Genomic DNA, 24,080 nt, shown 5'->3' on the forward strand with positions numbered 1-24,080 from the left:
CCGATTGTAGCAACGGCAAAGGCCGTGAACACAAGGCGCTGAATACGCTCGGTAAAGGCGTTTTTTTGTGATAGGGTTCGCGCCCGCAAAAATCCGCCCCGGGCAGTTTTGCAGGGTAGAAAACAGTGACAAACGGTAGGATCCAGCCCTGCTGCGGCCTGCGTGAGGTTTACTCGCCTCATACACAATTTACGCACAACCTTATCCACAGGCTGTACGTTGCAATCACCCCCAAAAACGCATTATCTTGTAGCTCGGCCGCAAAAAAACCCTACATCTAGGGTTTCAGGCCAAAAACCAAACACAAATCAGACAAGAAACTCAAGCGCTTTTCTTGCACTTCTTTGGTTGAACCAATCGGATTTTCAGAAGCCAAACCGCGCGTGCGGATGGCTGCGGTTTTCCAGCCTACGGCGAGGAAAACGGTACGGGTGTTGCAGTACATGACTGTCACCCACCAGGAATACGGTCACGAGCCCCAGGCTCGCGACCTATGACTTCGGCATGGAAGCGGCGCCAACAGCCCCCCTTCCTGAACTGTCCCGAAGTCGTTATGCCCGGCGTGCGCCGGTTGTAGTGCTTCAGGACGGAACGGTGGGCACCCAAAGGGTGCCCAAACAAACATAGAGAACGTGGAGACACCCATGCAAACCGACACAACTCGCGAGAACCCGCAGGCCAAAGCGCCGCAGGCTGCCGATTCCAACCTGGATCTGTCTGCCACCGCGCCTGGCCAACTGCGAGTGATCAAGCGTAACGGCACTGTCGTTCCTTACACCGATGACAAAATCACCGTCGCCATCACCAAAGCGTTTCTCGCAGTTGAAGGCGGCACCGCTGCCGCTTCGTCGCGAATCCACGACACCGTCGCTCGCCTGACCGAGCAGGTCACCGCCACCTTCAAGCGTCGCATGCCTTCGGGCGGCACCATCCACATCGAAGAAATCCAGGACCAGGTCGAACTGGCCCTGATGCGTGCCGGCGAGCAGAAAGTTGCCCGCGACTACGTGATCTACCGTGACTCGCGCGCCAAGGAGCGCGCCACCCGCACGCCAAGCGAAGAGCCGGTGCAGGCTCACCCGTCGATCCGCGTCACCCGCACCGACGGCAGCTTCGCGCCTCTGGACATGGGCCGCCTGAACACCATCGTCACCGAAGCCTGCGAAGGCCTGGAAGAAGTCGACGGCGACCTGATCCAGCGCGAAACCCTGAAGAACCTCTACGACGGCGTAGCGCTCAAGGACGTCAACACCGCCCTGGTGATGACCGCCCGCACCCTGGTAGAGCGTGAGCCGAACTACTCGTTCGTGACTGCCCGCCTGCTGATGGACACCCTGCGCGCCGAAGGCCTGAGCTTCCTGGAAGTGGCCGAGAGCGCCACTCACCACGAGATGGCCGACCTGTACGCCAAGGCACTGCCGGCCTACGTCGCCAAAGGCATCGAGTTCGAACTGCTGAACCCTGTGCTGGCCGACTTCGACCTGGAAAAACTCGGCAAGGCGATCAACCACGAGCGCGACCAGCAGTTCACCTACCTGGGCCTGCAGACCCTGTACGACCGCTACTTCATCCACAAGGACGGCGTGCGTTTCGAACTGCCGCAGATCTTCTTCATGCGCGTGGCCATGGGCCTGGCGATCGAAGAGAAGCAGAGAGAAGACCGTGCCATCGAGTTCTACAACCTGCTGTCGTCCTTCGACTACATGGCTTCGACTCCGACCCTGTTCAACGCCGGCACCCTGCGCCCACAACTGTCGAGCTGCTACCTGACCACCGTGCCGGACGACCTGTCGGGCATCTACGGCGCCATCCACGACAACGCCATGCTGTCGAAATTCGCCGGTGGCCTGGGCAACGACTGGACTCCAGTGCGCGCGCTGGGTTCCTACATCAAGGGCACCAACGGTAAATCCCAGGGCGTCGTGCCGTTCCTGAAAGTGGTAAACGACACCGCCGTAGCCGTGAACCAGGGTGGCAAGCGCAAAGGCGCTGTATGTGCCTACCTGGAAACCTGGCACATGGACATCGAAGAGTTCATCGAGCTGCGCAAGAACACCGGTGACGATCGTCGTCGTACCCACGACATGAACACCGCCAACTGGATCCCTGACCTGTTCATGAAGCGCGTCTTCGACGACGGCAAGTGGACCCTGTTCTCGCCATCGGAAGTGCCGGACCTGCACGACCTGACCGGCAAGGCCTTCGAAGAGCGCTACGAGTACTACGAAGCCCTGTGCGAATACGGCAAGATCAAGCTGTTCAAGACCATCCAGGCCAAAGACCTGTGGCGTAAGATGCTGTCCATGCTGTTCGAAACCGGCCACCCTTGGCTGACCTTCAAGGACCCATGCAACCTGCGCAGCCCGCAGCAGCACGTGGGCGTGGTCCACAGCTCGAACCTGTGCACCGAGATCACCTTGAACACCAACAAGGACGAGATCGCCGTTTGCAACCTGGGCTCGATCAACCTGCCGAACCACATCGTCGACGGCAAGCTGGACACCGCCAAGCTGCAACGCACCGTGAACACCGCTGTGCGCATGCTCGATAACGTGATCGACATCAACTACTACTCGGTACCGCAGGCGAAGAACTCCAACTTCAAGCACCGTCCGGTCGGCCTGGGGATCATGGGCTTCCAAGACGCGCTGTACCTGCAGCACATCCCTTACGGTTCCGATGCTGCCGTCGAATTCGCCGACAAGTCCATGGAAGCGGTGAGCTTCTACGCGATCCAGGCTTCCTGCGACCTGGCCGACGAGCGTGGCGCCTACGAGACGTTCCAGGGTTCGCTGTGGTCCAAAGGCATCCTGCCGCTGGATTCGCAACAGATCCTGATCGAAGCCCGTGGCCAGAAGTACATCGATGTCGACCTGAACGAAACCCTGGACTGGGCACCGGTGCGCGCCCGTGTACAGAAAGGCATTCGTAACTCCAACATCATGGCCATCGCTCCGACCGCGACCATCGCCAACATCACCGGCGTGTCGCAGTCGATCGAACCGACCTACCAGAACCTGTATGTGAAATCGAACCTGTCGGGCGAATTCACCGTGATCAACCCGTACCTGGTTCGCGACCTCAAGGCTCGTGGCCTGTGGGACTCGGTCATGATCAACGACCTGAAGTACTACGACGGTTCCGTGCAGCAGATCGAGCGTATCCCGCAAGAACTCAAGGAGCTCTACGCGACCGCCTTCGAAGTGGAAACCAAGTGGATCGTCGACGCCGCCAGCCGTCGCCAGAAGTGGATCGACCAGGCTCAGTCGCTGAACCTGTACATCGCCGGCGCTTCGGGCAAGAAGCTCGACGTGACCTACCGCATGGCCTGGTACCGTGGCCTGAAAACCACTTACTACCTCCGTGCCCTGGCCGCGACCAGCACCGAGAAGTCGACCATCAACACCGGCAAGCTGAACGCTGTTTCCAGCGGCGGCAACCACGGTGACGACTCGGTCCTGGCCGCTCCGGCCGGTCCTGCCCCAGTACCGAAGGCTTGCGCCATCGACGAGCCGGATTGCGAAGCTTGTCAATAAGCTGAACCGATAGGCGCCTTCCGGCGCTTATCCGAACCCCCGACAGGCCCTGCCTGCCGGGGGTTTTCTTTTGCCCGGGGAAAAACAGCCCTATCCATCCTCCGCAGCCGCGACGGGCTCGCGAGATTGCGTCCGAGCACAGCCCGCAGCCCCGGCAGCCGCTATCGGCTGACGCCCCACCGGCGCGTCAATGACTCATCGCGAGCAAGCTTCGCCCCTACGGAAGCGGGCCGTGGTCGATGAAACTTGCGGGCACAAAAAAGCCCCTGCGATGAGGGGCTTTTTTCAAGCGCTGTCAGCCAGCCATTATCAGGTCATCTGAATAATGGTCTGCATGATGGTGCTCTGGGTGGAGATGGTCTTGGCGTTCGCCTGGTAGTTGCTCTGGGCCTTGATCAGGTCCACGAGTTCGTTGGTCAGGTTGACGTTCGACTCTTCCAGGGAGTTGGACACGATCGAACCCAGGGTGCCGGTTTCGGGAGCATCGTAGCCTGGTACGCCCGAAGCGTAGGTTTCTCTCCAGCTGGTGCCGCCTACCGGCTGCAGGCCTTGTTCGTTGGTGAAGCTGGCCAGGGAGATCTGGCCGATTGCCTTGTTCTGGCTGTTGCTGAAGTTGGCGAACAGGGTACCGGTGCCGTCGATGGTCAGGTTGGTGATCTGGCCAGTGGCATAGCCGTCCTGCACCGGCAGCGAACGCGCGGTATCGGCGTTGAACTGCGTGGTGCTGGTCATGGAGATGGTCACGCCGCCGGCATTGGCGCTGGCATCGTTGGCCTTCCACACGCCATTGGTCACAGTGCCAGGCACCCAGCCCGTCAGGGTCAGGTTGTTGCCCGGATTAGGCGTAGTGGCAGGCGGCGTGATGACCGAAACCAGTTTGCCGGCGGAGTCGAAATTCATGGTCGATGCGACTGGAGCGGTAGCACCGGTGGTGGTCGGAGCGGAACCATCGAGGTTACGACCATTGACCAGGGTGTAGGTCTTCCAGGTGTTGGCACCGGTTTTCACCATGTACTGGTCCAGCTTGTGCTCGTTGCCCTGGCTGTCATAGATCGGTGTGCTGAACTGCTTGGTGTAGGTTTCCACCTTGGTCGGATCGAAGGCAAACCCTGTCACGCTCTGGTCGATGATCGGCGCGGTGGAGTTCAGGTTGATGGTCGAGGACACCGAGCTGGTGGGCTTCGGCGACAGGTTCGAGGTGTCGATGCGCAGGTCGGTCAGCACGCCGTTGACGATCTTGCCATTGGCATCGACCGCATAACCTTGCAGGCGGGCAGTGCCATCGGTGTTGGTGATATAGCCGTCCTTGTCGGTCTTGAAGGTACCGGCGCGGGTGTAGGTCAGCGAGCCGTTGTCGCTCAGCACGAAGAAACCCGAACCCTGGATACCCATGTCCAGTACGTTGCCGGTGTTGTTCACGTCGCCCTGGCCGAACTGCTGGGAAACGTTGGCCAGACGCACGCCGTTACCCACGGTCTTGCTGCCGGTGCCCAGCTTGGTGGCCGAGTAGACGTCGGCGAATTCGGCACGCGACGATTTGAAGCCGGTGGTCGCCACGTTGGCGATGTTGTTGCCGGTCACATCCAGTTGCTTGTTGGCAGCATAGAGACCGCTAAGGCCGATATTAAAAGACATATTCCACTCCTTGTGCCGCGTTAGTCGGCTCTAGATACCAATGGTTTGAACTTTGGAGAGCGCCACGGGGCTGCTCAGTCCTGCGAGATTCAACATCAGCTCACCGCCGGTCTGGCTGATGGTGACGCTGTTGACCGTCGCCGGCAGGTAAGTGACCAGGTCGGTCGCCTTGCCATCGATCGTTGTGCTGGCCTTGAAGGTGTAGTTGCCCGGATCGGCCTTGGTGCCGTCGGTCTTGGTGCCGTCCCAGACAAAGCTGGTGCTGCCGGCCTTCTGACTGCCCAGGTCGAGGGTCTTGACCGCCTTGCCATCCTTGTCGGTGATGGTCACGGTGACACCGCTGACGCCGGTAGGCACAGTCACCGAACCAGTCATGCTCTTGGTGGTATCGACCTGGGTGGCACCGGTCTGGACGATCACCGAACGCCCCACCAGGGACGAAGCCTGCAGGGCCTGGGACGACTTGTAGCTGCCAGTGATGGAGTTCACCGAGGTATTGAGGGTGGTGATCCCTTCCAGGGTGGAGAACTGCGCCAACTGGGCAACGAACTCGCTGTTGTCCTGCGGGTCCAGCGGGTTCTGGTTTTTCAGTTGGGTCACCAGCAGCTTCAGGAACGCGTCCTTGCCCAGCTCATTTTTACCCTTGACGCTGTTGGTGGCCGCCGCCAGGCCATCATTGCTAGTGGTCGGGGTCTTCTTCGAGGAGTTCGCAAGGATCTCCTTGAGCGTCAGGCCACTGGTGCTATCGGAAACACTCATCTGAGTCGCCTCTTATCACTGACCGAGGGTCAGGACCTTCTGCATCATGGTTTTGGCGGTGTTCATCATTTCCGCGTTGGTCTGGAACGAGCGGCTGGCGGAAATCATGTCGGCCATTTCTTCCACCACGTTGACGTTGGGGTAGTAGACATACCCCTTGGCGTCGGCGGCCGGATGGTTAGGCTCGTAACGCGCCTCGAGGTTGCTCTGGTCCTCGACCACACCCAGCACCTGAACGCCCTGACCGGCCGCGTCCTGATTCTGGAACAGCGACTGGCTGCCGCCGCTTTGCGCGCCCTGGAACATGGTGGCGAACACCGGGTGGCGCGCACGGTAGGTCTGGTCGATGCTCGAGGAGACTGTCTCGGCGTTGGCGATGTTACTGGCGACGGTGTTCAAGCGAGTGGTCTGGGCACTCATGCCACTACCGGCAATATTGAAAACACTGGCGAGGGACATGGATTACTCTCCGCGCAGGGCTGACACCAGCCCTTTGAATTTGCTGTTGAGCAGCGTGAAGCTGGCCTGGAAGTTCACCGAGTTCTCGGCGTAGTTCGACTGTTCCAGTTGGGCATCCACGGTGTTCTGGTCGATCGATGGCTGCATCGGCGTGCGATACAGCAGCGATTCGTCGCCGCTGCTCAGGCCTTCAGCTTCGATGTGCCGGCTGTTGGTCATGTTCAGGGCAAAGGTGCCGCTCTTGGCTTTCTCGTTCTGCTCGGCGAGCACGGCGGAGAAGTCCAGATCCCGAGCCTTGTAGTTCGGGGTGTCGGCGTTGGCGATGTTGTTGGCCAGCACCTCGGCACGCTTGGCGCGAAAGCCAAGGGCTTGTTCATGAATGCCGAGCGCTTTATCGAAGCTGATGCTCATGTTGGGAAACCTTCGACCAGATTTTTCGTAAGCAGGACATAGCAAGCTGCGTGCCAAGTACCAAAACCCCATAAATCAAGGCTTTGCGGGCAGCGGCAAAGCGGCAATGCCAGAAAAGCGGCAAGGCATTTCCGCGAAACGTCAGCAAAGCGGCAATGCCGCTATTGCCGCCCTGCGCCGCAAAAGGAATCGCGGGCATAAAAAAGAGGCCCGAAGGCCTCTCTTTTCATCAGCGACAATCTTACTTCGCCTGGTAAATGATCCCAGGGCTGCACTGGACCATCTGATAGTGGTCGGGCAATCCATTGAGCGCTTCGGATGCCCCGAGAAACAGGTAACCACCCGGTTTCAGGGTGCTGTGAATGCGCATCAGGATGTCCTTCTTCACCTCGGCGGAGAAGTAGATCAGCACATTGCGGCAGAACACGACGTCGAATTTGCCCAGGCTGGCATAGCTGTCCAGCAGGTTGAACGAGCGGAACTCGACGCGGCTCTTGATCGGCGCCTTGACCACCCAGCGCCCCGGCCCCTTGGGATCGAAATAGCGCTGCAGGCGGTCGGCCGACAAACCGCGACCGATCGCCAGGCTGTCGTACTCGCCAGTCTTGCAGTTGTTCAACATGGTCCCGGACAGGTCGGTGGCAACGATCTGCACCCCCATCTTCAGTTGCCCCATGTTGGCCTTCTCGAACTCGTCGATCGACATGGACAACGAATAGGGCTCCTGGCCCGAGGAACAGGCTGCCGACCAGATGCGCAAGCGCTGGTTGGGACTGGCCTTGATCGCCTCCGGCAGGACCTTGTTCTTCAATACCTCGAATGGATAGGTATCGCGAAACCACAGGGTCTCGTTGGTGGTCATGGCGTCGACCACCATCTCTCGCAAACCGCTGCGCGGCTGGCTCTGGATGCGCTGAACCAGCTCCCCGAGGGATTTGATGCCTTGCTGTTCCATCAGTTTGTTGAGACGGCTCGACACCAGATATTGCTTGTTCTCGCCCAGCAAGATCCCACAGGCTTTTTCCAGGAACACCCGGAACTGTTCGAAATCCAAATTACCCGTAGACAATGATGCCGCCTCTTAAATCGTGTGACCGCCAGGGATGGATATCCCTAGCTGTTATCTGCTGCTTTGATCCGGTCGACAACCCGGGATGCCAGGTCATCAGGACGAAACTTGGCAAGGAAGTCATCGGCACCGACCTTCTTCACCATCGCCTGATTGAATACACCTGACAACGAAGTATGCAGGATGATGTGCAGCTTTTGCATGCGTGGATCGTTGCGTATTTCGGCCGTGAGGGTGTAGCCGTCCATCTCCGGCATCTCGATGTCGGAGATCATCATCAGAAACTCTTCTTCAGGTTTCTTGCCCTCGTCGACCAGCTTGCGCAGGTAATCCAGCGCCTGTCGACCGTCATTAAGGGCCACCACCTCGACCCCCACGGTCTGCAGGCAACGCGTGACCTGCTTGCGCGCCACCGACGAGTCATCGACCGTCAGCACCCGCAGCGAAACAGCCTTGTGCTGAGTCTCGACATCCACCACGCCCACCGAAATGGTCTCGGGTGTCGGCGCGACCTCGGCCAGCACCTTCTCGACGTCGATGATTTCCACCAACTGATTGTCGACCCGCGTCACCGCCGTCAGGTAATGATCGCGCCCCGTCCCCTTGGGTGGCGGATGGATCTCCTCCCAGTTCATGTTGACGATGCGCTCGACCGACCGCACCAGAAACCCCTGGGTCTTGGTGTTGTATTCAGTGATGATGACAAAGGGGTTGCTCAGATCCTGCAACCCGCCTGAACCGGTGGCCATCGCCAGGTCCAGGATCGGAATGGTCGCCCCTCGAATATTCGCGACACCGCACACCACAGGACTGGATTTGGGCATCAACGTCAGTTTGGGGCATTGCAGCACCTCCCGAACCTTGAACACGTTGATCCCATAGAGCTGCTGCCCATCGAGACGGAACAACAGCAGCTCAAGACGATTCTGCCCTACCAGTTGCGTGCGCTGGTTAACCGAATCCATTACACCAGCCATGCCCAGACTCCCCAAAGCTTAAGTTCCGACGCGCGCTCATCGCTAAACGGCACGGCGCTTGCTTTTTAACTGTTATGAACGCCAAAACGACATTTTCCCGACGCCGGACATCAAACTACCGCAGATTGCTGTGTGGGCTGTCGGCTTTGTTTTTTTTAAACCCTGGCCATCCTGCCGTTGCTGACTCGGTAACCCTGCCTGATCTACTTATCGGCGTCACTCAGGGGTTTCTTGAATTCACCGTAGAAGACTATTTAGCCACCAGTCAAACCCCGGGGCGCTACGAGATTCAGGTCAATCAGCTCGACCCGCGGCTGCGCATGCCGCACTGCGACAAGGAATTGACAGCGACCCTGGAAAGCCCGGCGCAACCGCTGGGACGCGTGACCGTTCGTGTCCGCTGCGACGGCGTCTCGCCCTGGACCGTGTTCGTGCCCGCCCAGGTCAAGCTGTTCCGCGAAGTGGTGACCACCACCCGGCCACTCAAGCGCGCCGGCATCATCAGCCCCGAAGACGTGATGCTGCGCGAGCGCGATATCGGCCAGATCAACCAGGGTTATCTGACCTCGGTGGACCAGGCCATCGGGCAGAAGCTTGTCCGCCCCATGGTCGCCGACCAGCTCGTCACCCTGGTTCACCTGGAACAGGCGGAAGTGGTGCGCAAGGGCGATCAGGTGGTGATCTCCGCCCGCAGTGGCACGCTGAACGTGAAAATGCCGGGTGAAGCCTTGTCCAATGGCGGCATGAGCGAGCAGATACGGGTCAAGAACCTCAATTCACAACGGGTCATCAAAGCGCGGATCACCGCGCCGGGACAGGTGGAAGTCGCCATGTAGACGACTGGCGCTGTGCACTGTTGCCCCCTAAACTGTGGCCCATGCAGGGCAATAGCGGCGCGTGCGGGCTTATCGATATTTGAGCCTAAAGTTTTCCGGGGTATTGCCGAAAACAAGTCAAGCGTCCAAATACCCAGAGGTTTTTTTACCATGGTCATCGATTTCAGCCGTTTAAACAGCTCTCCCTCACTCACCGGTAGCACGCGCACCAGCGCCAGCAAGGAAACCGGCGACGCCGACAAGTCCGCGCCGCTGAACGCTCCGGCCGAACAGGCCAGCACCAGCGGGGAGTCGGTACACCTCAGCAATGAGGCTCAACAGTTGCAGAAGATCACTGACAAGCTGCGCGACCAGCCTGCCGTCGACAACGCCCGCGTGGCCGAGTTGAAGCAAGCGATTGCCGATGGCAGCTATAAAGTCGACAGCAACCGTGTAGCCAGCAAACTGCTCAATTTCGAATCCCAGCGCTAGCCAATAAGGCCTGCGCCAGTTTTTTGGACGCTTAAAACCCAAGGCCATACATGCACGACACTAATTTGCTGCAACTGATCACTGACGACTTTGTTCCAGCTCAACAATTGCTGGAATTGCTGCGCACCGAATCCCTCGCCCTGCACGGTCGCGACATGCCGCTGCTGGAAGAGATTCTTGCGCAGAAGCAAGCCCTGATCATTTTGCTCGAGCAGCATGGCCGCAAACGCAGCGAAATCCTTGCCAGCCTGAATCTTCCCGCCAGTCGCGCCGGCCTGGAACAACTGGCCATCCATTCTTCGGTTGGCGAGCAATTGTTAACCCAAAGCGACGTGCTGACCCAGATGCTTGCCGATTGCCAGGCGGCGAACGAACTCAACGGTCGCTCGATCCAGGTTCAACAGGCCACCACCGCCAATCAGTTGAAAATCCTCACCGGTGGCGAGCCTCCAGCCCTCTATGATGCCCGTGGCTCAACCGCCAAGCTTGCCAAGCCTCGCCCGCTTAGCCAGGCTTGACCCCAGAGATGAGCGCGCCCTATCAAGTCGCGGAACATGCTGGCAAAATGCTGGCTCTTGCATGTAGTCGTATTTTGTCTGGAGATTGATGAACCGTGTTCAATGCCGTAAACGCAGAAGATGCGCCGCAGCCACCCAAGGTGCTCACCACCCCCTTGGAAATCAACTCCACGCTGCGCTTGCTGCAAGACAGCCATGACCCGCTGATCATCACTTTCCACGAACGCAGCCAGCGCTTTCAAAGCTATCTGGTCGAGATCGATCGCGACAGCAACATGATCGCCCTGGACGAAATGATCCCCCGCGATGGCGAACGCTTCATGCTCGCCGGCGAGCCGTTTCGCGTCGAAGGTTTTCACGAGGGCGTGCGCATTGCCTGGGAAAGCAACGGCATCCCAACCATCGACGAGTCCAATGGCGGACGCTGCTACCGCGGCACCCTGCCGGACGAAGTGGTCTATCACCAGCGCCGCAATGCCTTTCGCGCGGCCCTGAAGCTGGCGCAACTGGTCAACATCGAGCTGGGTGGCGAAAAACTCAAGGCGCCGATCGCCGGCAAGCTGCTGGATATCTCCGCCACCGGCTGCAAGCTGCGCTTCGACGGTGACATCTCCAGCCGCCTGCAACTAGGCCAGGTCTACGAGCGTTTTATCGCCGCCCTGCCCTTCGGCAGCATGACCGCGCCAGTGGAACTGCGTTATCTGCACTACGAAGAGAAGATCGACACAACTTTCGCCGGCGTGCGCTTCCACAACATGAGCGGCCTGGTTCAACGCCAGGTCGAGCGCTTTGTCTATCAGTTGCAACGCGAAGCCCGACGCTTCGACAAAGACGACCTCTGAGATTCGCAGGCCGATAAAAAACGGGCAGCCCCTTGTGGCAACTGCCCGTTTTTTTTGTTTCTAGGGCCTGGCCCCACTGAACTGGTCCGGCCCCGGCTCATCCGGCTTCACCACTGGATCCTCAACCTCATCCGCGGCTTCTTCGCTCGCGACCGGGGACTCGGCCTCCGGCGTGCTGGTCTGCTGCATCTGATCCTGCACCACCTGCTCGTCGACCCGCGGATCGAGCGCGGCCACCAATGGCGAACTGGACATGCTGTCCGGCATCGCCACGTGATGCAGCGGCGCATCATCGACCTGATGCAGGTTGGTCACGGCTTTCGGCCGAATGCGCCAGACCAGTACCAGGGCAAAAAAACTGAAGAACGCATAGAGCATCTGGCTGCCGAACAACTTCATCAGCACCCCCGCCACCAACGGCCCGATACTGGCCCCGACGCCATAGGTCACCAGCAGCATCGCGGTCAATGAGACCCGTCGATCGCCTTCGACATGGTCGTTGGAAAACGCCACCGCCAGCGGATACAGGCAGAACTGCACCAGCGAACAGAGGAACCCCAAGGCGAACAGCACCTCCAGCGGCACCTGGGGCAGGATCGCCAACGGCAAGGCGACGACCGCCAGGAAGCAGGCAAAGCAGCGAATCAGCAGGGCCCGGTCATAACGGTCGGACAGCCACCCCAGCGGCCACTGCACCACCAGCCCGGCAAAAATGCAGCTGCCCATGAACAGGCCGACCTGCTCGGTACTCAAGCCCTGCTGGGATGCATACAACGGCGCCAGACCATAGAACGAACCGACTATCAGTCCCGACCCGAGCACCGTGCTCAGCGACTGCGGAACGCGCTTGATAAAGAAGCGCGGTTCCATGGGCGCCGGATGCAAAGGCGCCGGGTGAATACGCCGGGTCATGGCCACCGGCACCAGGCACAGGGCAAAACACAGGGCCACCAGCATCAGCAACTCAGGTCCGAGGGCCGGATGCATCACCAGAATCAACTGCCCCAGGACCAACCCCAGATACGAGGCGATCATGTAGCCGCTGAACACCAGCCCGCGCTGCTTGGCGTCGGCCTGCTCGTTGAGCCAGCTCTCGATGACCATGTACTGGCACATCATGCCCAGGCCGACGATCATCCGCAGCACCAGCCAGGCCGGCAACCAGTCCACCAGGCCGTGCCCCAGCACCGCCGCGCCGACGATCCCGGCACAAGTGGCGTAGGCCCGGATATGGCCGACCCGGGCAATCAGGCGATGGCCGATTTTGCCGCCCAGCACCAGGCCGAAATAGTTGGCCGCCATCAAGGCACCCACCCATAGCCCGTCGACATGATCGGCAGCCAGGCGCAACGCCAGGTAGGTACTGAGTAGGCCCGAGCCGATCAACATCATCAGCGAGGCGAAATATAGCGCTCGAAAGGATTTCCAGATTTGGCGCATCGGCGTTCCGAGCGGCTCCTTGAATTGAGTGCCGGGCCATCCGAACGATGGCCCGACTGCGACGGTTCGGTTAAGCCTGGGCCGCCAAGACGCGCCGCTCCCAGGGAGTTATTTCATCAAAGAAACTGGTCAACTCCATGGTCTTCGAAGCGACATAACCTTCGACGAACTCATTGCCGAACAATTCCTTGGCCAACTGGCTACGTTTCAGACGCTCGAGAGCGGCATGCAAGGTACAAGGCAAAGATAAACTGTCCGGCACGGCAAACTCACCCTGAATCGCCGGCGTCGGTTCCAGCTCGTTTTCGATGCCGTGCAAACCGGCCGCCAGGCTCGCGGCGATCGCCAGATACGGGTTGGCATCGGCGCCCGGCAAACGGTTCTCGACCCGCCGCGCCACCGGCGAGCTGGCCGGAATACGCAGACCCGCTGCCCGATTGTCATGGGACCAGCAGGCATTGTTCGGCGAAGCGTAAGGATGACACAGGCGCTGGTAGGAGTTGACGTTCGGGGCGAACAGCGCAGTGAAATCGGCCATGCCCGCCTGCAGCCCGCCAATGAAGTGGCGGAACATCGCGGTCGGCTCTCCGGCCTCGTCGCTGAACACGTTACGCCCGCTGGCCGACTCGACCAGGCTCTGGTGAATATGCATCGAACTGCCCGGCGTGTGCGCCAGTGGCTTGGCCATGCACACCACGGTCAGGCCATGCCTGAGTGCCACTTCCTTGAGCAAGTGCTTGAACAGGAAGGTCTGGTCGGCCAGCAACAGCGGATCGCCATGCAGCAGATTGATCTCGAACTGGCTGACGCCCATTTCATGCATGAAGGTATCGCGCGGCAGGCCCAAGGCCGCCATGCAGGCGTAGACCTCACTGAAGAACGGCCGCAAGCCGTTGTTGGAACTGACACTGAACGCCGAATGCCCGTCTTCGCGACGACCGTCCAGGCCAAGGGGTGGCTGGAAAGGCTGGGTCGGATCGGTATTGGGAGCAAACACGAAGAATTCCAGCTCGGTCGCCACCACTGGCGCCAGGCCGCGAGCGGCGTACCGCGCGATGACCTCCTTGAGCTGGCCGCGGGTGGAAAGGCGCGAGCTTTCGCCACTCAGTTCATCCGCATCGCAAATCGCCAGCGCACGCGGCTGCGAGCTCCAGGGCAGGCGGTGAATCTGTTGCGGGTCGGCATTGAGCGCCAGGTCGCCGTCGTCACTGCCGTAGAAACGCGCGGGGGGATAGCCGCCCATGATGCATTGCAGCAGCACCCCGCGGGCCATCTGCAGACGCCGCCCTTCGAGGAACCCCTCGGCGGTCATCACCTTGCCCCGTGGCACGCCGTTCAGGTCCGGAGTGACACATTCAATCTCGTCAATGCCCGTCAATCGCTGCGCGAGTGAACTGCGGCCATCGGTTGTCATGACTCAATCCTTGTTGTTGTACGAGCCGAGAACGGCGACCCGTACAAAATAGGCTCCGGCTGTTCGGAATATCAAGCAGCCTCGAACAAAAAGCCTTCGGGATCGGACACACCGCCGAAATGCGGCGAAGCCCCTACAAACCTGGCAACCGCTTCAAGGCCGATCTCAAGGCAGATAGAGACTGAACACACCACCACCCAGAGGCCCGCCATTACGGATCTCGGTACGCCCGCAGACACCATTGCGCTGATGCAGCGCGGCAATGCGCCCGGCGAAGTACAATCCCAGGCCGGTGCTGCCGCTGCTGTGATTGATGCCTTGCACGTAGTCGGCCTGGTTATCGATCATCTGCTGCGGATAACCCTCGCCATCGTCATTGATGGTCAGCACCGTCTGCCCGCCTTCATCGTGCACGCTGACCAGCAGCGCATGGCGCGCATAACGAATGGCGTTGTTGATGCAGTTGGCCAGCACCGAGGCGATCAGTTCCCGATCGAAAAAACCCAGGGGGGTCAAAGGATCGACTTCATAGGTCGCGGCAATGCCACGACTGGCGAACACATCCTGATGGCTGACCAATTGCGCTTCGATGAAGTCATCCAGTTCGTGGTAGCCCGGCTGCACCGGCAACTGATTGACCCCCAGCTTGTAGAGCCCCAGCAGTTGCACCAGCATGCCGTTGAGATGGGCGAACTCGAACTCCATCACGCCCTGCTCCGGCGTGCCCTGCTGCGCCAGTGGCAATCTTGCCAGCCACTGGGCATGGGCTTGCATGAGCAGGGTCAGGGAATTCTTCATGTCATGCACGGTAGAGGCGATCACCGTGGAAAAGTCGAGAGCCTGTTCGTGGGTATTCATTCGCCAAACGCCTTGCTTCGCAGCTTCTGATAGCGCGGATAACGCGCGTCGGTATCGGGCATCAGGCCGACCATTTTCAGGCAGGTCCGGCACTCTTCCAGCAGCGCCGTATCCTGGGTGATGTCGGTGCCGTGCAATAACGACTGCGCCATGTTCAGGGCAATACTGATGTTCTTCGGTTGCATGGCCAGGGCCCGGCGGAACAGGTCCCGGGCCTCGCCCAGGGCGCCAGCCTTGTAACTGCGCACACCCTGGCGGTTCATGTCCGCCGCGGCGTTGGCGGAGTTGAGGATCGCCGGGTCATCGGTGAGCTTGGCGATGCCTTCCATCACCTTCGGGTCGTCGCCGTAGATTTCCGCACAGTTTTTCAGCATCGATGCGCCGGCATCGGCCTGTCCCAGCATCTGCAGTTGCTTGGCCACCAGCAACGCTGCTTCCGGGCTCATGAACTGTTCCATCCCGTCCAGGCGCAACATCGCCTGCTCAGTGAGCTTTTCCGCCGTTTCAGCATCGTTGAGCAACAGGCTGGTGGCCTTCATCAGGCGGGCGCGAATCTGCAACCCCGGATCGCTGGGGTTTTCCTTGGCCACCGCACTCAGGGTGCTGTTGATTTCCAGGCGCGTGCGGGTATCCAGGCCCCTTTCACTGCCCTTGCTGATCAGCGCATGCGCCAGGCCAAGGTTGCTTTCCGGGTCCTTGAAACGCGATTGCGCACCTTGCGATACCGCCTGGCGATAGGCCCTGGAGGCGGTCTCGAAGTCTTCGTTGGTCATCGCCAGCTTGCCCAGCAGCGCTTGCCGGCGCACGGCCAGCGGCGACAGGCGCACGGCCTCCTCCAGCACACTCTGGGCACGCTTGGAGTCTCCTTCGGCAAGCAGCACTTCGGCCATGCCATCGTAGAGCGCCGGCATCATCGGAAAGGCTTTCAAGGCCTTTTCGTAGATGGCCTTGGCCTGGGTCACCTGGCCACGCTTGAACAGCAGACGCCCCAGGCCGACATAGGCCCACGGCAACGGGCGATCCGCCAGAATGCTTTCGTACAGCCGCTCCAGTGCTTCGTTCTGGTTCATGTCACGCAGGGCATCGGCCCGGTAGCGCAGGCACAACGGCGAATAGCGCGGATCCTGCTTGCACAGGGCGATGCAGGCATTGAGCACTTCGAGCGGCTTGCCGCGATCGAGCGCCTGCAGGATCGGTTTGAGCAACGACTTGCGCTGCTGCAGCCGCTCCAGCCGCTGAGCCAGGCTGGAGCGGTTGAAAGGTTTGGTCAGATAGGCGTCCGGCTCGTGCTCGAGGGCGCTGAGCACCATCGATTGGCTGGTCTCGGCGGTGACCATGAGAAACACGCTTTCATGGCTGATCAGCTTGTCGGTCATCAGGTCTTCGAGCACCTGTTGCCCATTCTTCTTGCCGTCGCCCAGGTGGTAATCCTGCAGGATGAAGTCATAGCGCTTTTGCGCGCACATGCGCAGCGCCTGCTCGCCTGTATCGGCAGTGTCCACGTCCTTGACGCCCAGCTCACGCAGCATGGACCGGACAGAACTGCGAAAATCCGAGAAATCATCGACGATCAAAAAGCTTTTTTGGTGGTACGCCAGCATCGAAGATTCCAGACCCGTAAAAAAGATGAAGCCCGCGGCAACAGCAGGACACGCTCAAGGTCGTCACCCTTGTTGCACCCGGACAACGATAATGGCCACAGGCCACCAATGCATTCTACATCAACCCGCAAGAGCGCCCGTCCGTTCTCACCGGGCACTCGGTCCATGGCCCCGCCATTTGACCTGCAACAACATCCATGAGGTTATCGGCCGATTCTGGCGTTCCCTTATAGATAGTTGCCAAAAGCCTTCGATATCCTTGCTCGCGCCACGCACCAGCCCCGGTTGCGGCAAACTCCATCGGGAATATCAGCCGGGCGGCATCAACTTTGGGCCAGCCACGCCGATACCTTGCAGACAGACAGCAACAGTCAAAACGAGCGCAACATGCAAACCTGTATCCAAAACCTCATCGACCAGGGCGCCCACATCTTTGGCGAGATCCTGGACGCTGATCGCACGCAGGCGCTGTACCGCGAGATGGTCGCCGCACGGGCCTTCGGGGCCGGGCTGTTCATGGACGAGGCTGAATACCTGGCCCAGGAAAACCACCTCAACGCCAACCCGAACAAGACCTTCAACTTCCTCAATGCCTTCGAGCCGCAGTTGCAGTTCATCGAGCAGGATCCGCGCCTCACCGCGGTGCTCGATGAAGTGCTCGGCGCCGACTATGAAGTGGTGATCAAGAAAGCGGTATGCGGCGTACCGGATTCGTGGCTGCCGGACTGGGTGCGGGAAAAGATCCGCGATGTGAATGTGGCGAACCTGGGGCCGTACATCAAAAAGCCCTTTCGCGACATCACCTACTTCCGCGGGATCGACTTTCATCAGGACATCATCGACTGGCCCCAGGGCCGGGTGGAACTCGACCCTTCGACCTTCCTGACCCTCTATGTGTACCTGCACGAGGTCACCGAAAACGACTCACCCCTGCACTTGATGCCCGGCACTCACCGTTTTGGCGCCACGTTGTTCCCTCATCAGCTGGCGCATCAGGACCAAGACCAATGGACCTACGCCGACGATCATGGGCAGCAGATGGCCTGTCAGGATTACCGATTGACCGGTGGGCCAGGTTACGTTGGGCTCTGGCATAACTGCACCTTGCACGGTACAAGGCCGGTAGCCAACGAGTCGGAACAGTTCCGCCTGTCGCTGCGCTACCTGCTGGGCAAGTCCCGAAGCAACACCGACAAGACCGCGATCGATACCATCAATGCTGTTATCCAGGGCGAGCTGCAACCGGTAACGACCCGACGCGACCTGAATGCCAAGGGCATTGCCCAGATCAAAGGCAACATCATCAATAACAATGGCTAGCGTCACCGCCTTTACCGAGCGGGCGAACCGCTCGGGTGACGATCTAGCTCAGGCTGCACCAGCAAGACGAGGTCAATGTGTCGACAGGGTTTGAACAGAAAGCGCGGGTGCTGATATTCGGTACCGGCGCCGGTGGGGTCAACTTCTACAAGTACAACCGCCGCCGCTACCGGGTGATCGGCTTCGTCGATAACAACCAGCAGAAGCAGGGCCAGCGCCTGTTCGGCAAGTTGATCCACGCCCCTCAGCAACTGGGCGCGCTGGTTTTCGACAAGATCATCATCGCCAGCGATTACTACCGCGAGATCTACCCACAGCTCACCGACAAACTGGCGATCGACGAGCAACGGATCGAAGTCTTCCATGGCGCGCAGATCAATTCGCAACTCCCATGGTTCCAGCGTATAGGCAAACGCCTGGAACAACTGGGCTATGAATGCATGTGCAAGCAACCGGGCCTGATCAGCGACCTGCTGTACCGGCTGTTTTTTCGACGCCAGGATACCCGGCGCCTGGCCTTGCGCTGGCTGGATGAAAGCGACGAGCACAAGGTCCATGTATTTCGCCCAAGCCAACCGGGCACCAGCCAGCCGCCACGGTTCATCCATCAATCGACACCGGCGATCACCCTGGAATTACCCGAGATAGCTCTCTACCACTTCCGCCAGGGGCAAGTCTGTTCAGTGTCCCGTTCGGTGATGCTGCCGGACGGACAACTGGTGCTGGAGCGAGTGCCCACTGCGAAATCCCTGCAGGCCGACTATAGTGCTGCGCACCTGCTCTACCACGGGCAGCGCCTGGCCCTGGTCAGGAGCGGCAAGCCTGTGGAGCTGGAAAAAGGCCTGCTGATCAGCGGCTGCAACGAGCAGAACTATTACCACTGGACGGTAGAAGTGTTATCGCAACTGCAATTCGTGGCCGAACTGCCGCCGCAATATGCGGACTATCCACTGCTGATCTCCAAGAGCAGCCAGAACATTCCCTCGATCAAGGCCCTGATCGAGGCGATCGGCGTTGACCGCCCGCTGGTGCTCCTGGAAAACATCACCAGTTACCAGGTGGCGGACCTGCTGCTGATCAGTGCCCCGAACAATATGATCCCGAACTTCAAAGGCGCGGCACAGAACAGTGCCAGCAGCGGCTTCGTCCGCCCGGAGTCGATCCATTTCCTGCGGGAAAAGGCGCTGCATCTGGCCCATGACATTCCCATCAGCGAACTCCCCAAACGAGTATTCCTGGCCCGCAAAGGCTTTCTCCGGCACTACAACCAGGCCGAGATCCTCAAGCTGCTGGAACCCTATGGGTTTACCTGCGTGTACATGGAAGAACAGGACATCAACCATCAGGTGGCGATCATGGCCAATGCCGAAGTCATAGTTGGCCCCACGGGTGCAGCCTGGACCAATCTGATTTTCGCCTCGAAAAACGCGCGCGCACTGTGCTGGATGGCCGAGGAATACGGGGAGCTGTCGTGCTTTTCCAACCTGGCGGCGATTGTCGGCGTCGAAATGGACTACATCGCTTACCGGGTAGGCTCGACCGACTCCAGGGAACTGTATTACCGAAATTATCGGGTCGACGCCAAGAGCGTTGAAAACTGGCTGCAACAGCATTTGTCGAAACGGCTCGAAGGGGAGACGCGATGAAGATTCACATTCTGCCGCTGCAGACCCACGGCGATGACCGCGGCTCGCTGATCGCCCTGGAAGAGGGGAAAAACATCCCCTTCCCGGTCAAGCGGGTGTACTACATGTTCAATACCGGTGAAGGGGTTCGCCGCGGCTATCACGCCCATAAGACCCTCAAGCAGGTGGCCATCGCCGTACGTGGCTCATGCCGTTTTCTGCTGGACGACGGCCGGGAAAAGATCGACATCACCCTGGACAATCCTTGCCAGGGCCTGCTGATCGAATCCTTTATCTGGCGTGAGATGTATGACTTCTCTCCAGACTGTGTGCTGATGGTTCTGGCCGATCAACTCTACGAAGAAGGCGACTATGTCCGAGACTATGCCCAGTTCATGGACATGGTCGGACAATGACTCACATGATGAATATCCCGTTTCTGGATTTGCAAGGCATCAATCACGAATATGCCGATCAGCTCAAAGCCGCTTGCAGCCGCGTGATCGACTCCGGCTGGTACCTGATGGGGCGCGAGCTTGAGCAATTCGAGTCTGCCTTCGCCGAATACTGTGGCAGCCGCCATGCCATCGGCGTCGCCAATGGCCTGGATGCCCTGACCCTGATCCTGCGTGCCTGGAAAGAGCAAGGCAAGCTTCAGGCCGGCGATGAAGTGATAGTGCAGAGCAACACTTTTATCGCCACCATCTCGGCCATTCTGGCAAACGATCTGGCGCCGATCCTGGTAGATGTCGACCCTGCCACCCACAACCTGGAAATCGAGGCCGTCGAACGGGCCATCTCGGACAAAACCCGAGTGATACTGCCAGTGCATCTTTATGGGCGGCTGTCGCCGATGCCACAGATCATGGCGCTGGCCCACAAGCATGGCCTGCTGGTGCTTGAAGATGCCGCCCAGGCCCATGGCGCCGAACTGGCCGGGCGCAAGGCCGGCAACTGGGGCGATGCCGCGGCTTTCAGCTTCTACCCCGGGAAGAACCTAGGTGCCCTGGGCGACGGCGGAGCCATCACCACCAACGACGCCGAGCTGGCAGCCCTGGTCCGGGCGTTGGGCAACTACGGCTCACGCATCAAGTACCAACACGATTATCAAGGGGTGAACAGCCGCCTCGATGAAATCCAGGCCGCGATGCTGGGGGTGAAGCTGGCACACCTGGACAGTGATACTGCCCGTCGACGCAGCATCGCCCGTTACTACGGCGAACACATCCGGCACCCGGGCATCACCCTGCCTTCGGTCACGACAGCAAGCGCCCATGTCTGGCACTTGTATGTCATTACCTGCCCATGGCGCGATCAGTTGAAGGCGTATCTGGCCGAACATGGCATCCAATGCCTGGTTCACTACCCGCTGGCGATTACCGAGCAGCGGGCCTACCGCGATCTGGCCAGGACCTCCAAGGCATCCCGGACACCGCTGCATGACTCGATCCTGTCATTGCCGATCTACCCGACATTGAGCCAGGAACAACAGCAACACATTGTCACCGCCATCAACCAGTTCACAGCCCGCTGATGCGCCTGTTGTGGGGTGCCTAGAAAGCGCCTCGCAACTGAGCGAACTGCTCGCTCGTCACATAGTCGACGAGTGCCCGACCGGAATGATCGACAGCCTCCAGCCTAGCGCCCTTGCGCAACAACAACGGAAAGGTTCTACGACAACGCCCGGCCAGGTAGGCGTCCTTGGCATACATCAAGGGCGTCGTGCCTTTGTTGTTGGTCCGCTCCGGGTCGGCCCCTTGCTGCAACAGCCAGTCAACCACCTCATAGGCGCCCGCATAACTGGCGACGATCAACGGCGTCCAGCCTTGCGGGTTGGCATCGTTGTAACCGGCAATATTGGCCTGCAGCGCCATCACCGCCTCCAGATCGCCCAGCTCACAAGCCTTGAGCATCTCCGGCAACCGATCAAAATTCAGTCGGATGTCGTAATCGATGGTGCAGAGCTCGACATAATCCCCGGTTGCGTCGACCAGGGTCCCGGCCTTGAATTGCGAGCGCCCAGGCAGAATCGTCGCCGAGACCACCGGCTTTCCTTCCCAGCGCAAAAACTGATATTCGCGAAAGGCGAACGCCCTGATCTGGTTGCGTAGCGCCCAGGCCGTCGACAGCGGATCGATTTGCACCCCCCCATAATCGATGGCGTCCTTTGAAAAGTAGCTGGATCCCACCGCACTCTGTGGCTGCGCTCTGACGTCATCATCGGCCAACTTGGCAAACCACTGCTCCAGCAACTGGCCGGCATGCTGATTAAAGGCGAAATACAGATCGCGGCAGGTCCACCAGGACGGGATCGGGAATACCTGTTGCGCGACGATGTCCCCGGTGTCGATACCCCTGTCGATGAAATGCAGGGTCACACCCGCCTCGGCCCTGGACTCCAGCAACGGCCAGACCGAAGTAAACATGCCCTTGTATTCCGGCAGCTTCGAGAAATGAATGTTGAACACGCGGCTGATGGAGAAGCGCTCAGGCACGACGATCCGGTCGAACTCCAGGGAAATGAACGCTACGGACGCTACTTCGTAAGCCGTCTCCAGACTGATCTCACGTACGCCATATTTCAGCGCCGCCGCCCGCAACGAACGCTGCCAACCGTCGACACCCGTGTCGTTACGGTTGCAGACCACGGCAATTTCGTCGGGCGAAAATTGTTGCAGAGCCTGTTCCAGGCCAAATACCGAAATATTGTTTTTTCCAGCAATGACAATCATGGATGACTCCACAGCATTGAGAACTGTGTGCACAAACGTAGCCGCTGCTGCGAAATAAGGACGAGAACCACGTTTGGCCTGAAAGCCCGGAAGTAGATGGTGTCCCAGGGCAGGTTCGAACTGCCAACCTTCCCCTTAGGAGGGGGATGCTCTATCCAATTGAGCTACTGGGACAAATTGACCACCGCGGGTACTGCTGCGGCGCAAAGGACGGCGTGCATGTTAACGGCCAGCCCTGATTTTGTCATGTTGTGAGTAGGGCTTTTTAACCGGTGGCCATCTCTGGCCATCAGGCAAGTTGCCAGAGCTGCCGTGCAAATTGCATCACTGCAAAAAGCCATCATTGCAAAATGCAATCAACCACCTTCTAAAGACACTATTAAATCATTGTTTTTAAAGGATTTATTAGAGGTTAGACTCTTGGCATGAGCGCTGCTTCATCCCTATGAAAGAACAGTGGAGATCAAGCCAATGAACAGCGCCCTTCTTCTATCGAATGCCATTGCCATCGCCGTACTGGTGGTCTTCCACTTTCAGCCTGATGGCAGCGCTGATCAGAGTACCCAATACAGGGCCCACTACGTGCAACACCAAGCCCCGCAATGGGCTGTGATGAGCAGCGCATCGGAGAATCCTGGCATGGCGCAGGTCGCCGATACCCCAGAAGCCGTTGTTCTACCTGCCAGCCCAAGACCCGAAAGCTGGGTATTTTGAATATGACCCTATCAGGAGCCTGTTAATGTCCCGACTTGCCAAAGGCCTTCTCATCCTGGCAGTGCTCAGTGCCACACTGGATTGCTTCACCACTGAAAATACCCTGGGTGATGTGCCCTTGATTGCTTGTGGCGTTTTTTCCGGCTTGTTCCTGCTAGCGCTGGCATTGGGACGCAAAATCAAGTTCGACCCTGTACTGCGCTGATCCCCTGATCTCTCAATAGCTTCAGAAAACGCTCAAGCGTCACGGACAGCTCGCTCGAGTTGTCCAGAAAAAACACGGATTCTCCCAGCCCTGGTCCGTCGTCAGCGGAAAAAAGAGCACTCCTCTTGAGCCTCGCCTCGATCTGCTCCGCACTTTCGCGACCGCGACTCATCAGTCTTTGCCGTAGCACGTCGATATCCACCGTCAACAGAATCGCCAAAAGCTGCGGATAACGCTGGCGAGCCTGATCCAGATAGGCCCTGGAGCCATTGATCAGGACATGGCGCCCACTGGCCAGCCATTCGTCGATCTGCACGGGAATTCCGTACGCCAGACCATTGGCCCGCCAGCACAAGGCAAAGGCGCCCTGCCGCTCCAGGCGCTCGAACTCGTCAGCGCTTACCCCATGGGCTTCTTCCCCCACGGACTCCGCGGAACGGGTGATCACCCGCCGCACCACATCGCAGCCGAGCTGCGCCAGAGGCCGGCGCGCAACCTCGATCAGGCTGTCCTTGCCTGACCCGGAAGGCCCCATCAAATAAATCAGTCTGCCTGGCATTCAAAGACTCCATGGCACTCGCAGCCTAGTAAATCGGCAATTTGCCACTATCCTGTACAAGGTAGGAAACAACGATCGGATCCGCATGCAGGTCCATCT

The 24,080-nt window shown here is 59.3% G+C and carries 25 protein-coding genes and 1 tRNA gene; 11 read left to right on the forward strand and 15 right to left on the reverse strand.

Going from position 1 to position 24,080, the window contains the following annotated elements; all coding sequences use genetic code 11:
• Positions 1-277: 277 nt before the first annotated feature.
• Positions 278-445, reverse strand: a complete 168-nt coding sequence (locus H0I86_RS23215) for a hypothetical protein (RefSeq protein WP_155290718.1) — start codon at positions 443-445, stop codon at positions 278-280.
• 199 nt (positions 446-644) lie between these two features.
• Between H0I86_RS23215 and H0I86_RS23220 the strand changes: the two genes are divergently transcribed.
• Positions 645-3,536 (forward strand): ribonucleoside-diphosphate reductase subunit alpha, encoded by a 2,892-nt coding sequence (locus H0I86_RS23220; protein WP_180922338.1) that lies wholly within the window; start codon positions 645-647, stop codon positions 3,534-3,536.
• A 309-nt stretch (positions 3,537-3,845) separates the two neighbouring features.
• Here the strand turns inward: H0I86_RS23220 and flgE are convergent, their stop codons facing one another.
• From flgE to H0I86_RS23255, 7 genes are read right to left on the reverse strand one after another with little or no spacing between them, the layout of a single operon-like run.
• A complete protein-coding gene (gene flgE / locus H0I86_RS23225; protein ID WP_180922339.1) occupies positions 3,846-5,171 on the reverse strand; it encodes a flagellar hook protein FlgE in 1,326 nt (441 codons plus the stop codon).
• 30 nt (positions 5,172-5,201) lie between these two features.
• Positions 5,202-5,930, reverse strand: a complete 729-nt coding sequence (flgD, locus tag H0I86_RS23230; protein WP_180922340.1) for a flagellar hook assembly protein FlgD — start codon at positions 5,928-5,930, stop codon at positions 5,202-5,204.
• 15 nt (positions 5,931-5,945) lie between these two features.
• Complete coding sequence (gene flgC, locus H0I86_RS23235) at positions 5,946-6,389, reverse strand: flagellar basal body rod protein FlgC (protein ID WP_009050301.1); 444 nt, start codon at positions 6,387-6,389, stop codon at positions 5,946-5,948.
• 3 nt (positions 6,390-6,392) lie between these two features.
• Entirely contained in the window at positions 6,393-6,800 is a 408-nt protein-coding gene (gene flgB, locus H0I86_RS23240; RefSeq protein ID WP_009050302.1) for a flagellar basal body rod protein FlgB, read from the reverse strand.
• Positions 6,781-6,999, reverse strand: a complete 219-nt coding sequence (locus H0I86_RS23245; protein ID WP_180922341.1) for a hypothetical protein — start codon at positions 6,997-6,999, stop codon at positions 6,781-6,783. The genes flgB and H0I86_RS23245 overlap by 20 nt, the downstream gene beginning before the upstream one ends.
• 42 nt (positions 7,000-7,041) lie before the next feature.
• Positions 7,042-7,869 carry a protein-glutamate O-methyltransferase CheR gene (gene cheR, locus H0I86_RS23250; RefSeq protein ID WP_009050303.1) on the reverse strand — a complete coding sequence of 276 codons (828 nt, stop codon included), beginning with the start codon at positions 7,867-7,869 and terminating at the stop codon, positions 7,042-7,044.
• A 44-nt stretch (positions 7,870-7,913) separates the two neighbouring features.
• The gene (locus H0I86_RS23255; protein WP_007921626.1) at positions 7,914-8,846 is read right to left on the reverse strand and encodes a chemotaxis protein CheV; all 933 of its coding nucleotides are present in this window, start codon (positions 8,844-8,846) and stop codon (positions 7,914-7,916) included.
• Positions 8,847-8,920: 74 nt separating this feature from the next.
• Between H0I86_RS23255 and flgA the strand changes: the two genes are divergently transcribed.
• The 4 genes from flgA (at position 8,921) to H0I86_RS23275 (ending at position 11,513) form a co-directional block, all read left to right on the forward strand.
• The gene (gene flgA, locus H0I86_RS23260) at positions 8,921-9,682 is read left to right on the forward strand and encodes a flagellar basal body P-ring formation chaperone FlgA (protein WP_180922342.1); all 762 of its coding nucleotides are present in this window, start codon (positions 8,921-8,923) and stop codon (positions 9,680-9,682) included.
• A 150-nt stretch (positions 9,683-9,832) separates the two neighbouring features.
• Positions 9,833-10,153 (forward strand): flagellar biosynthesis anti-sigma factor FlgM, encoded by a 321-nt coding sequence (gene flgM / locus H0I86_RS23265; RefSeq protein WP_180922343.1) that lies wholly within the window; start codon positions 9,833-9,835, stop codon positions 10,151-10,153.
• A gap of 50 nt (positions 10,154-10,203) precedes the next feature.
• Positions 10,204-10,671: a flagella synthesis protein FlgN gene (locus tag H0I86_RS23270; protein ID WP_180922344.1), complete on the forward strand. Its 468-nt coding sequence runs from the start codon at positions 10,204-10,206 to the stop codon at positions 10,669-10,671.
• A 95-nt stretch (positions 10,672-10,766) separates the two neighbouring features.
• A complete protein-coding gene (locus H0I86_RS23275; protein ID WP_038576761.1) occupies positions 10,767-11,513 on the forward strand; it encodes a flagellar brake protein in 747 nt (248 codons plus the stop codon).
• A 60-nt stretch (positions 11,514-11,573) separates the two neighbouring features.
• Here the strand turns inward: H0I86_RS23275 and H0I86_RS23280 are convergent, their stop codons facing one another.
• The 4 genes from H0I86_RS23280 to H0I86_RS23295 form a co-directional block, all read right to left on the reverse strand.
• Positions 11,574-12,953, reverse strand: coding sequence for an MFS transporter (locus H0I86_RS23280; protein ID WP_180922345.1), 1,380 nt, complete (start codon positions 12,951-12,953; stop codon positions 11,574-11,576).
• 70 nt (positions 12,954-13,023) lie between these two features.
• Positions 13,024-14,265 carry a glutamine synthetase family protein gene (locus H0I86_RS23285; protein WP_180925899.1) on the reverse strand — a complete coding sequence of 414 codons (1,242 nt, stop codon included), beginning with the start codon at positions 14,263-14,265 and terminating at the stop codon, positions 13,024-13,026.
• A 267-nt stretch (positions 14,266-14,532) separates the two neighbouring features.
• Positions 14,533-15,225: a sensor histidine kinase gene (locus tag H0I86_RS23290; protein ID WP_180922346.1), complete on the reverse strand. Its 693-nt coding sequence runs from the start codon at positions 15,223-15,225 to the stop codon at positions 14,533-14,535.
• Positions 15,222-16,826, reverse strand: a complete 1,605-nt coding sequence (locus tag H0I86_RS23295; protein ID WP_009050310.1) for a tetratricopeptide repeat-containing response regulator — start codon at positions 16,824-16,826, stop codon at positions 15,222-15,224. The genes H0I86_RS23290 and H0I86_RS23295 overlap by 4 nt, the downstream gene beginning before the upstream one ends.
• 387 nt (positions 16,827-17,213) lie before the next feature.
• On the opposite strand from H0I86_RS23295, the gene H0I86_RS23300 reads away from it, so the two are divergent.
• The 4 genes from H0I86_RS23300 to H0I86_RS23315 all read left to right on the forward strand — a co-directional run bounded on the left by H0I86_RS23300 (position 17,214) and on the right by H0I86_RS23315 (position 21,305).
• Complete coding sequence (locus tag H0I86_RS23300) at positions 17,214-18,146, forward strand: phytanoyl-CoA dioxygenase family protein (protein ID WP_180922347.1); 933 nt, start codon at positions 17,214-17,216, stop codon at positions 18,144-18,146.
• 77 nt (positions 18,147-18,223) lie between these two features.
• Positions 18,224-19,792, forward strand: a complete 1,569-nt coding sequence (locus tag H0I86_RS23305; protein WP_180922348.1) for a glycosyltransferase family 61 protein — start codon at positions 18,224-18,226, stop codon at positions 19,790-19,792.
• Positions 19,789-20,187, forward strand: a complete 399-nt coding sequence (locus H0I86_RS23310; RefSeq protein ID WP_009045148.1) for a sugar 3,4-ketoisomerase — start codon at positions 19,789-19,791, stop codon at positions 20,185-20,187. Before H0I86_RS23305 ends, H0I86_RS23310 begins: the two co-directional genes overlap by 4 nt.
• The gene (locus H0I86_RS23315; RefSeq protein ID WP_180922349.1) at positions 20,184-21,305 is read left to right on the forward strand and encodes a DegT/DnrJ/EryC1/StrS family aminotransferase; all 1,122 of its coding nucleotides are present in this window, start codon (positions 20,184-20,186) and stop codon (positions 21,303-21,305) included. The genes H0I86_RS23310 and H0I86_RS23315 overlap by 4 nt, the downstream gene beginning before the upstream one ends.
• Before the next feature lie 19 nt (positions 21,306-21,324).
• Here H0I86_RS23315 and H0I86_RS23320 read toward each other — a convergent pair whose 3' ends face one another.
• Both H0I86_RS23320 and H0I86_RS23325 read right to left on the reverse strand, forming a co-directional pair.
• The gene (locus H0I86_RS23320) at positions 21,325-22,503 is read right to left on the reverse strand and encodes an ankyrin repeat domain-containing protein (protein WP_180922350.1); all 1,179 of its coding nucleotides are present in this window, start codon (positions 22,501-22,503) and stop codon (positions 21,325-21,327) included.
• 97 nt (positions 22,504-22,600) lie between these two features.
• A tRNA-Arg gene (locus H0I86_RS23325) sits at positions 22,601-22,677 on the reverse strand.
• A gap of 297 nt (positions 22,678-22,974) precedes the next feature.
• On the opposite strand from H0I86_RS23325, the gene H0I86_RS23330 reads away from it, so the two are divergent.
• The gene (locus tag H0I86_RS23330) at positions 22,975-23,217 is read left to right on the forward strand and encodes a hypothetical protein (protein WP_180922351.1); all 243 of its coding nucleotides are present in this window, start codon (positions 22,975-22,977) and stop codon (positions 23,215-23,217) included.
• Positions 23,218-23,242: 25 nt separating this feature from the next.
• Positions 23,243-23,422 carry a PA3371 family protein gene (locus tag H0I86_RS23335; protein ID WP_180922352.1) on the forward strand — a complete coding sequence of 60 codons (180 nt, stop codon included), beginning with the start codon at positions 23,243-23,245 and terminating at the stop codon, positions 23,420-23,422.
• Here the strand turns inward: H0I86_RS23335 and phnN are convergent.
• Positions 23,397-23,981, reverse strand: a complete 585-nt coding sequence (gene phnN, locus H0I86_RS23340) for a phosphonate metabolism protein/1,5-bisphosphokinase (PRPP-forming) PhnN (protein ID WP_180922353.1) — start codon at positions 23,979-23,981, stop codon at positions 23,397-23,399. The genes H0I86_RS23335 and phnN overlap by 26 nt on opposite strands.
• Between the last annotated feature and the right edge of the window lie 99 nt (positions 23,982-24,080).

The organism is Pseudomonas chlororaphis subsp. aurantiaca (assembly GCF_013466605.1).
GTDB classification, from domain to species: domain Bacteria; phylum Pseudomonadota; class Gammaproteobacteria; order Pseudomonadales; family Pseudomonadaceae; genus Aquipseudomonas; species Aquipseudomonas chlororaphis_I.

Excerpts from the sequence above, each read along its gene's own strand:
- H0I86_RS23215 (WP_155290718.1), bottom strand. The coding sequence starts at position 445 with ATGTACTGCAACACCCGTACCGTTTTCCTCGCCGTAGGCTGGAAAACC.
- H0I86_RS23220 (WP_180922338.1), top strand. The coding sequence starts at position 645 with ATGCAAACCGACACAACTCGCGAGAACCCGCAGGCCAAAGCGCCGCAG.
- flgE (WP_180922339.1), bottom strand. The coding sequence starts at position 5,171 with ATGTCTTTTAATATCGGCCTTAGCGGTCTCTATGCTGCCAACAAGCAA.
- flgD (WP_180922340.1), bottom strand. The coding sequence starts at position 5,930 with ATGAGTGTTTCCGATAGCACCAGTGGCCTGACGCTCAAGGAGATCCTT.
- flgC (WP_009050301.1), bottom strand. The coding sequence starts at position 6,389 with ATGTCCCTCGCCAGTGTTTTCAATATTGCCGGTAGTGGCATGAGTGCC.
- flgB (WP_009050302.1), bottom strand. The coding sequence starts at position 6,800 with ATGAGCATCAGCTTCGATAAAGCGCTCGGCATTCATGAACAAGCCCTT.
- H0I86_RS23245 (WP_180922341.1), bottom strand. The coding sequence starts at position 6,999 with ATGCCCGCGATTCCTTTTGCGGCGCAGGGCGGCAATAGCGGCATTGCC.
- H0I86_RS23255 (WP_007921626.1), bottom strand. The coding sequence starts at position 8,846 with ATGGCTGGTGTAATGGATTCGGTTAACCAGCGCACGCAACTGGTAGGG.
- flgA (WP_180922342.1), top strand. The coding sequence starts at position 8,921 with ATGAACGCCAAAACGACATTTTCCCGACGCCGGACATCAAACTACCGC.
- flgM (WP_180922343.1), top strand. The coding sequence starts at position 9,833 with ATGGTCATCGATTTCAGCCGTTTAAACAGCTCTCCCTCACTCACCGGT.
- H0I86_RS23270 (WP_180922344.1), top strand. The coding sequence starts at position 10,204 with ATGCACGACACTAATTTGCTGCAACTGATCACTGACGACTTTGTTCCA.
- H0I86_RS23280 (WP_180922345.1), bottom strand. The coding sequence starts at position 12,953 with ATGCGCCAAATCTGGAAATCCTTTCGAGCGCTATATTTCGCCTCGCTG.
- H0I86_RS23285 (WP_180925899.1), bottom strand. The coding sequence starts at position 14,265 with ATGACCGCCGAGGGGTTCCTCGAAGGGCGGCGTCTGCAGATGGCCCGC.
- H0I86_RS23290 (WP_180922346.1), bottom strand. The coding sequence starts at position 15,225 with ATGAATACCCACGAACAGGCTCTCGACTTTTCCACGGTGATCGCCTCT.
- H0I86_RS23295 (WP_009050310.1), bottom strand. The coding sequence starts at position 16,826 with ATGCTGGCGTACCACCAAAAAAGCTTTTTGATCGTCGATGATTTCTCG.
- H0I86_RS23300 (WP_180922347.1), top strand. The coding sequence starts at position 17,214 with ATGCAAACCTGTATCCAAAACCTCATCGACCAGGGCGCCCACATCTTT.
- H0I86_RS23310 (WP_009045148.1), top strand. The coding sequence starts at position 19,789 with ATGAAGATTCACATTCTGCCGCTGCAGACCCACGGCGATGACCGCGGC.
- H0I86_RS23315 (WP_180922349.1), top strand. The coding sequence starts at position 20,184 with ATGACTCACATGATGAATATCCCGTTTCTGGATTTGCAAGGCATCAAT.
- H0I86_RS23320 (WP_180922350.1), bottom strand. The coding sequence starts at position 22,503 with ATGATTGTCATTGCTGGAAAAAACAATATTTCGGTATTTGGCCTGGAA.
- H0I86_RS23330 (WP_180922351.1), top strand. The coding sequence starts at position 22,975 with ATGAACAGCGCCCTTCTTCTATCGAATGCCATTGCCATCGCCGTACTG.
- H0I86_RS23335 (WP_180922352.1), top strand. The coding sequence starts at position 23,243 with ATGTCCCGACTTGCCAAAGGCCTTCTCATCCTGGCAGTGCTCAGTGCC.
- phnN (WP_180922353.1), bottom strand. The coding sequence starts at position 23,981 with ATGCCAGGCAGACTGATTTATTTGATGGGGCCTTCCGGGTCAGGCAAG.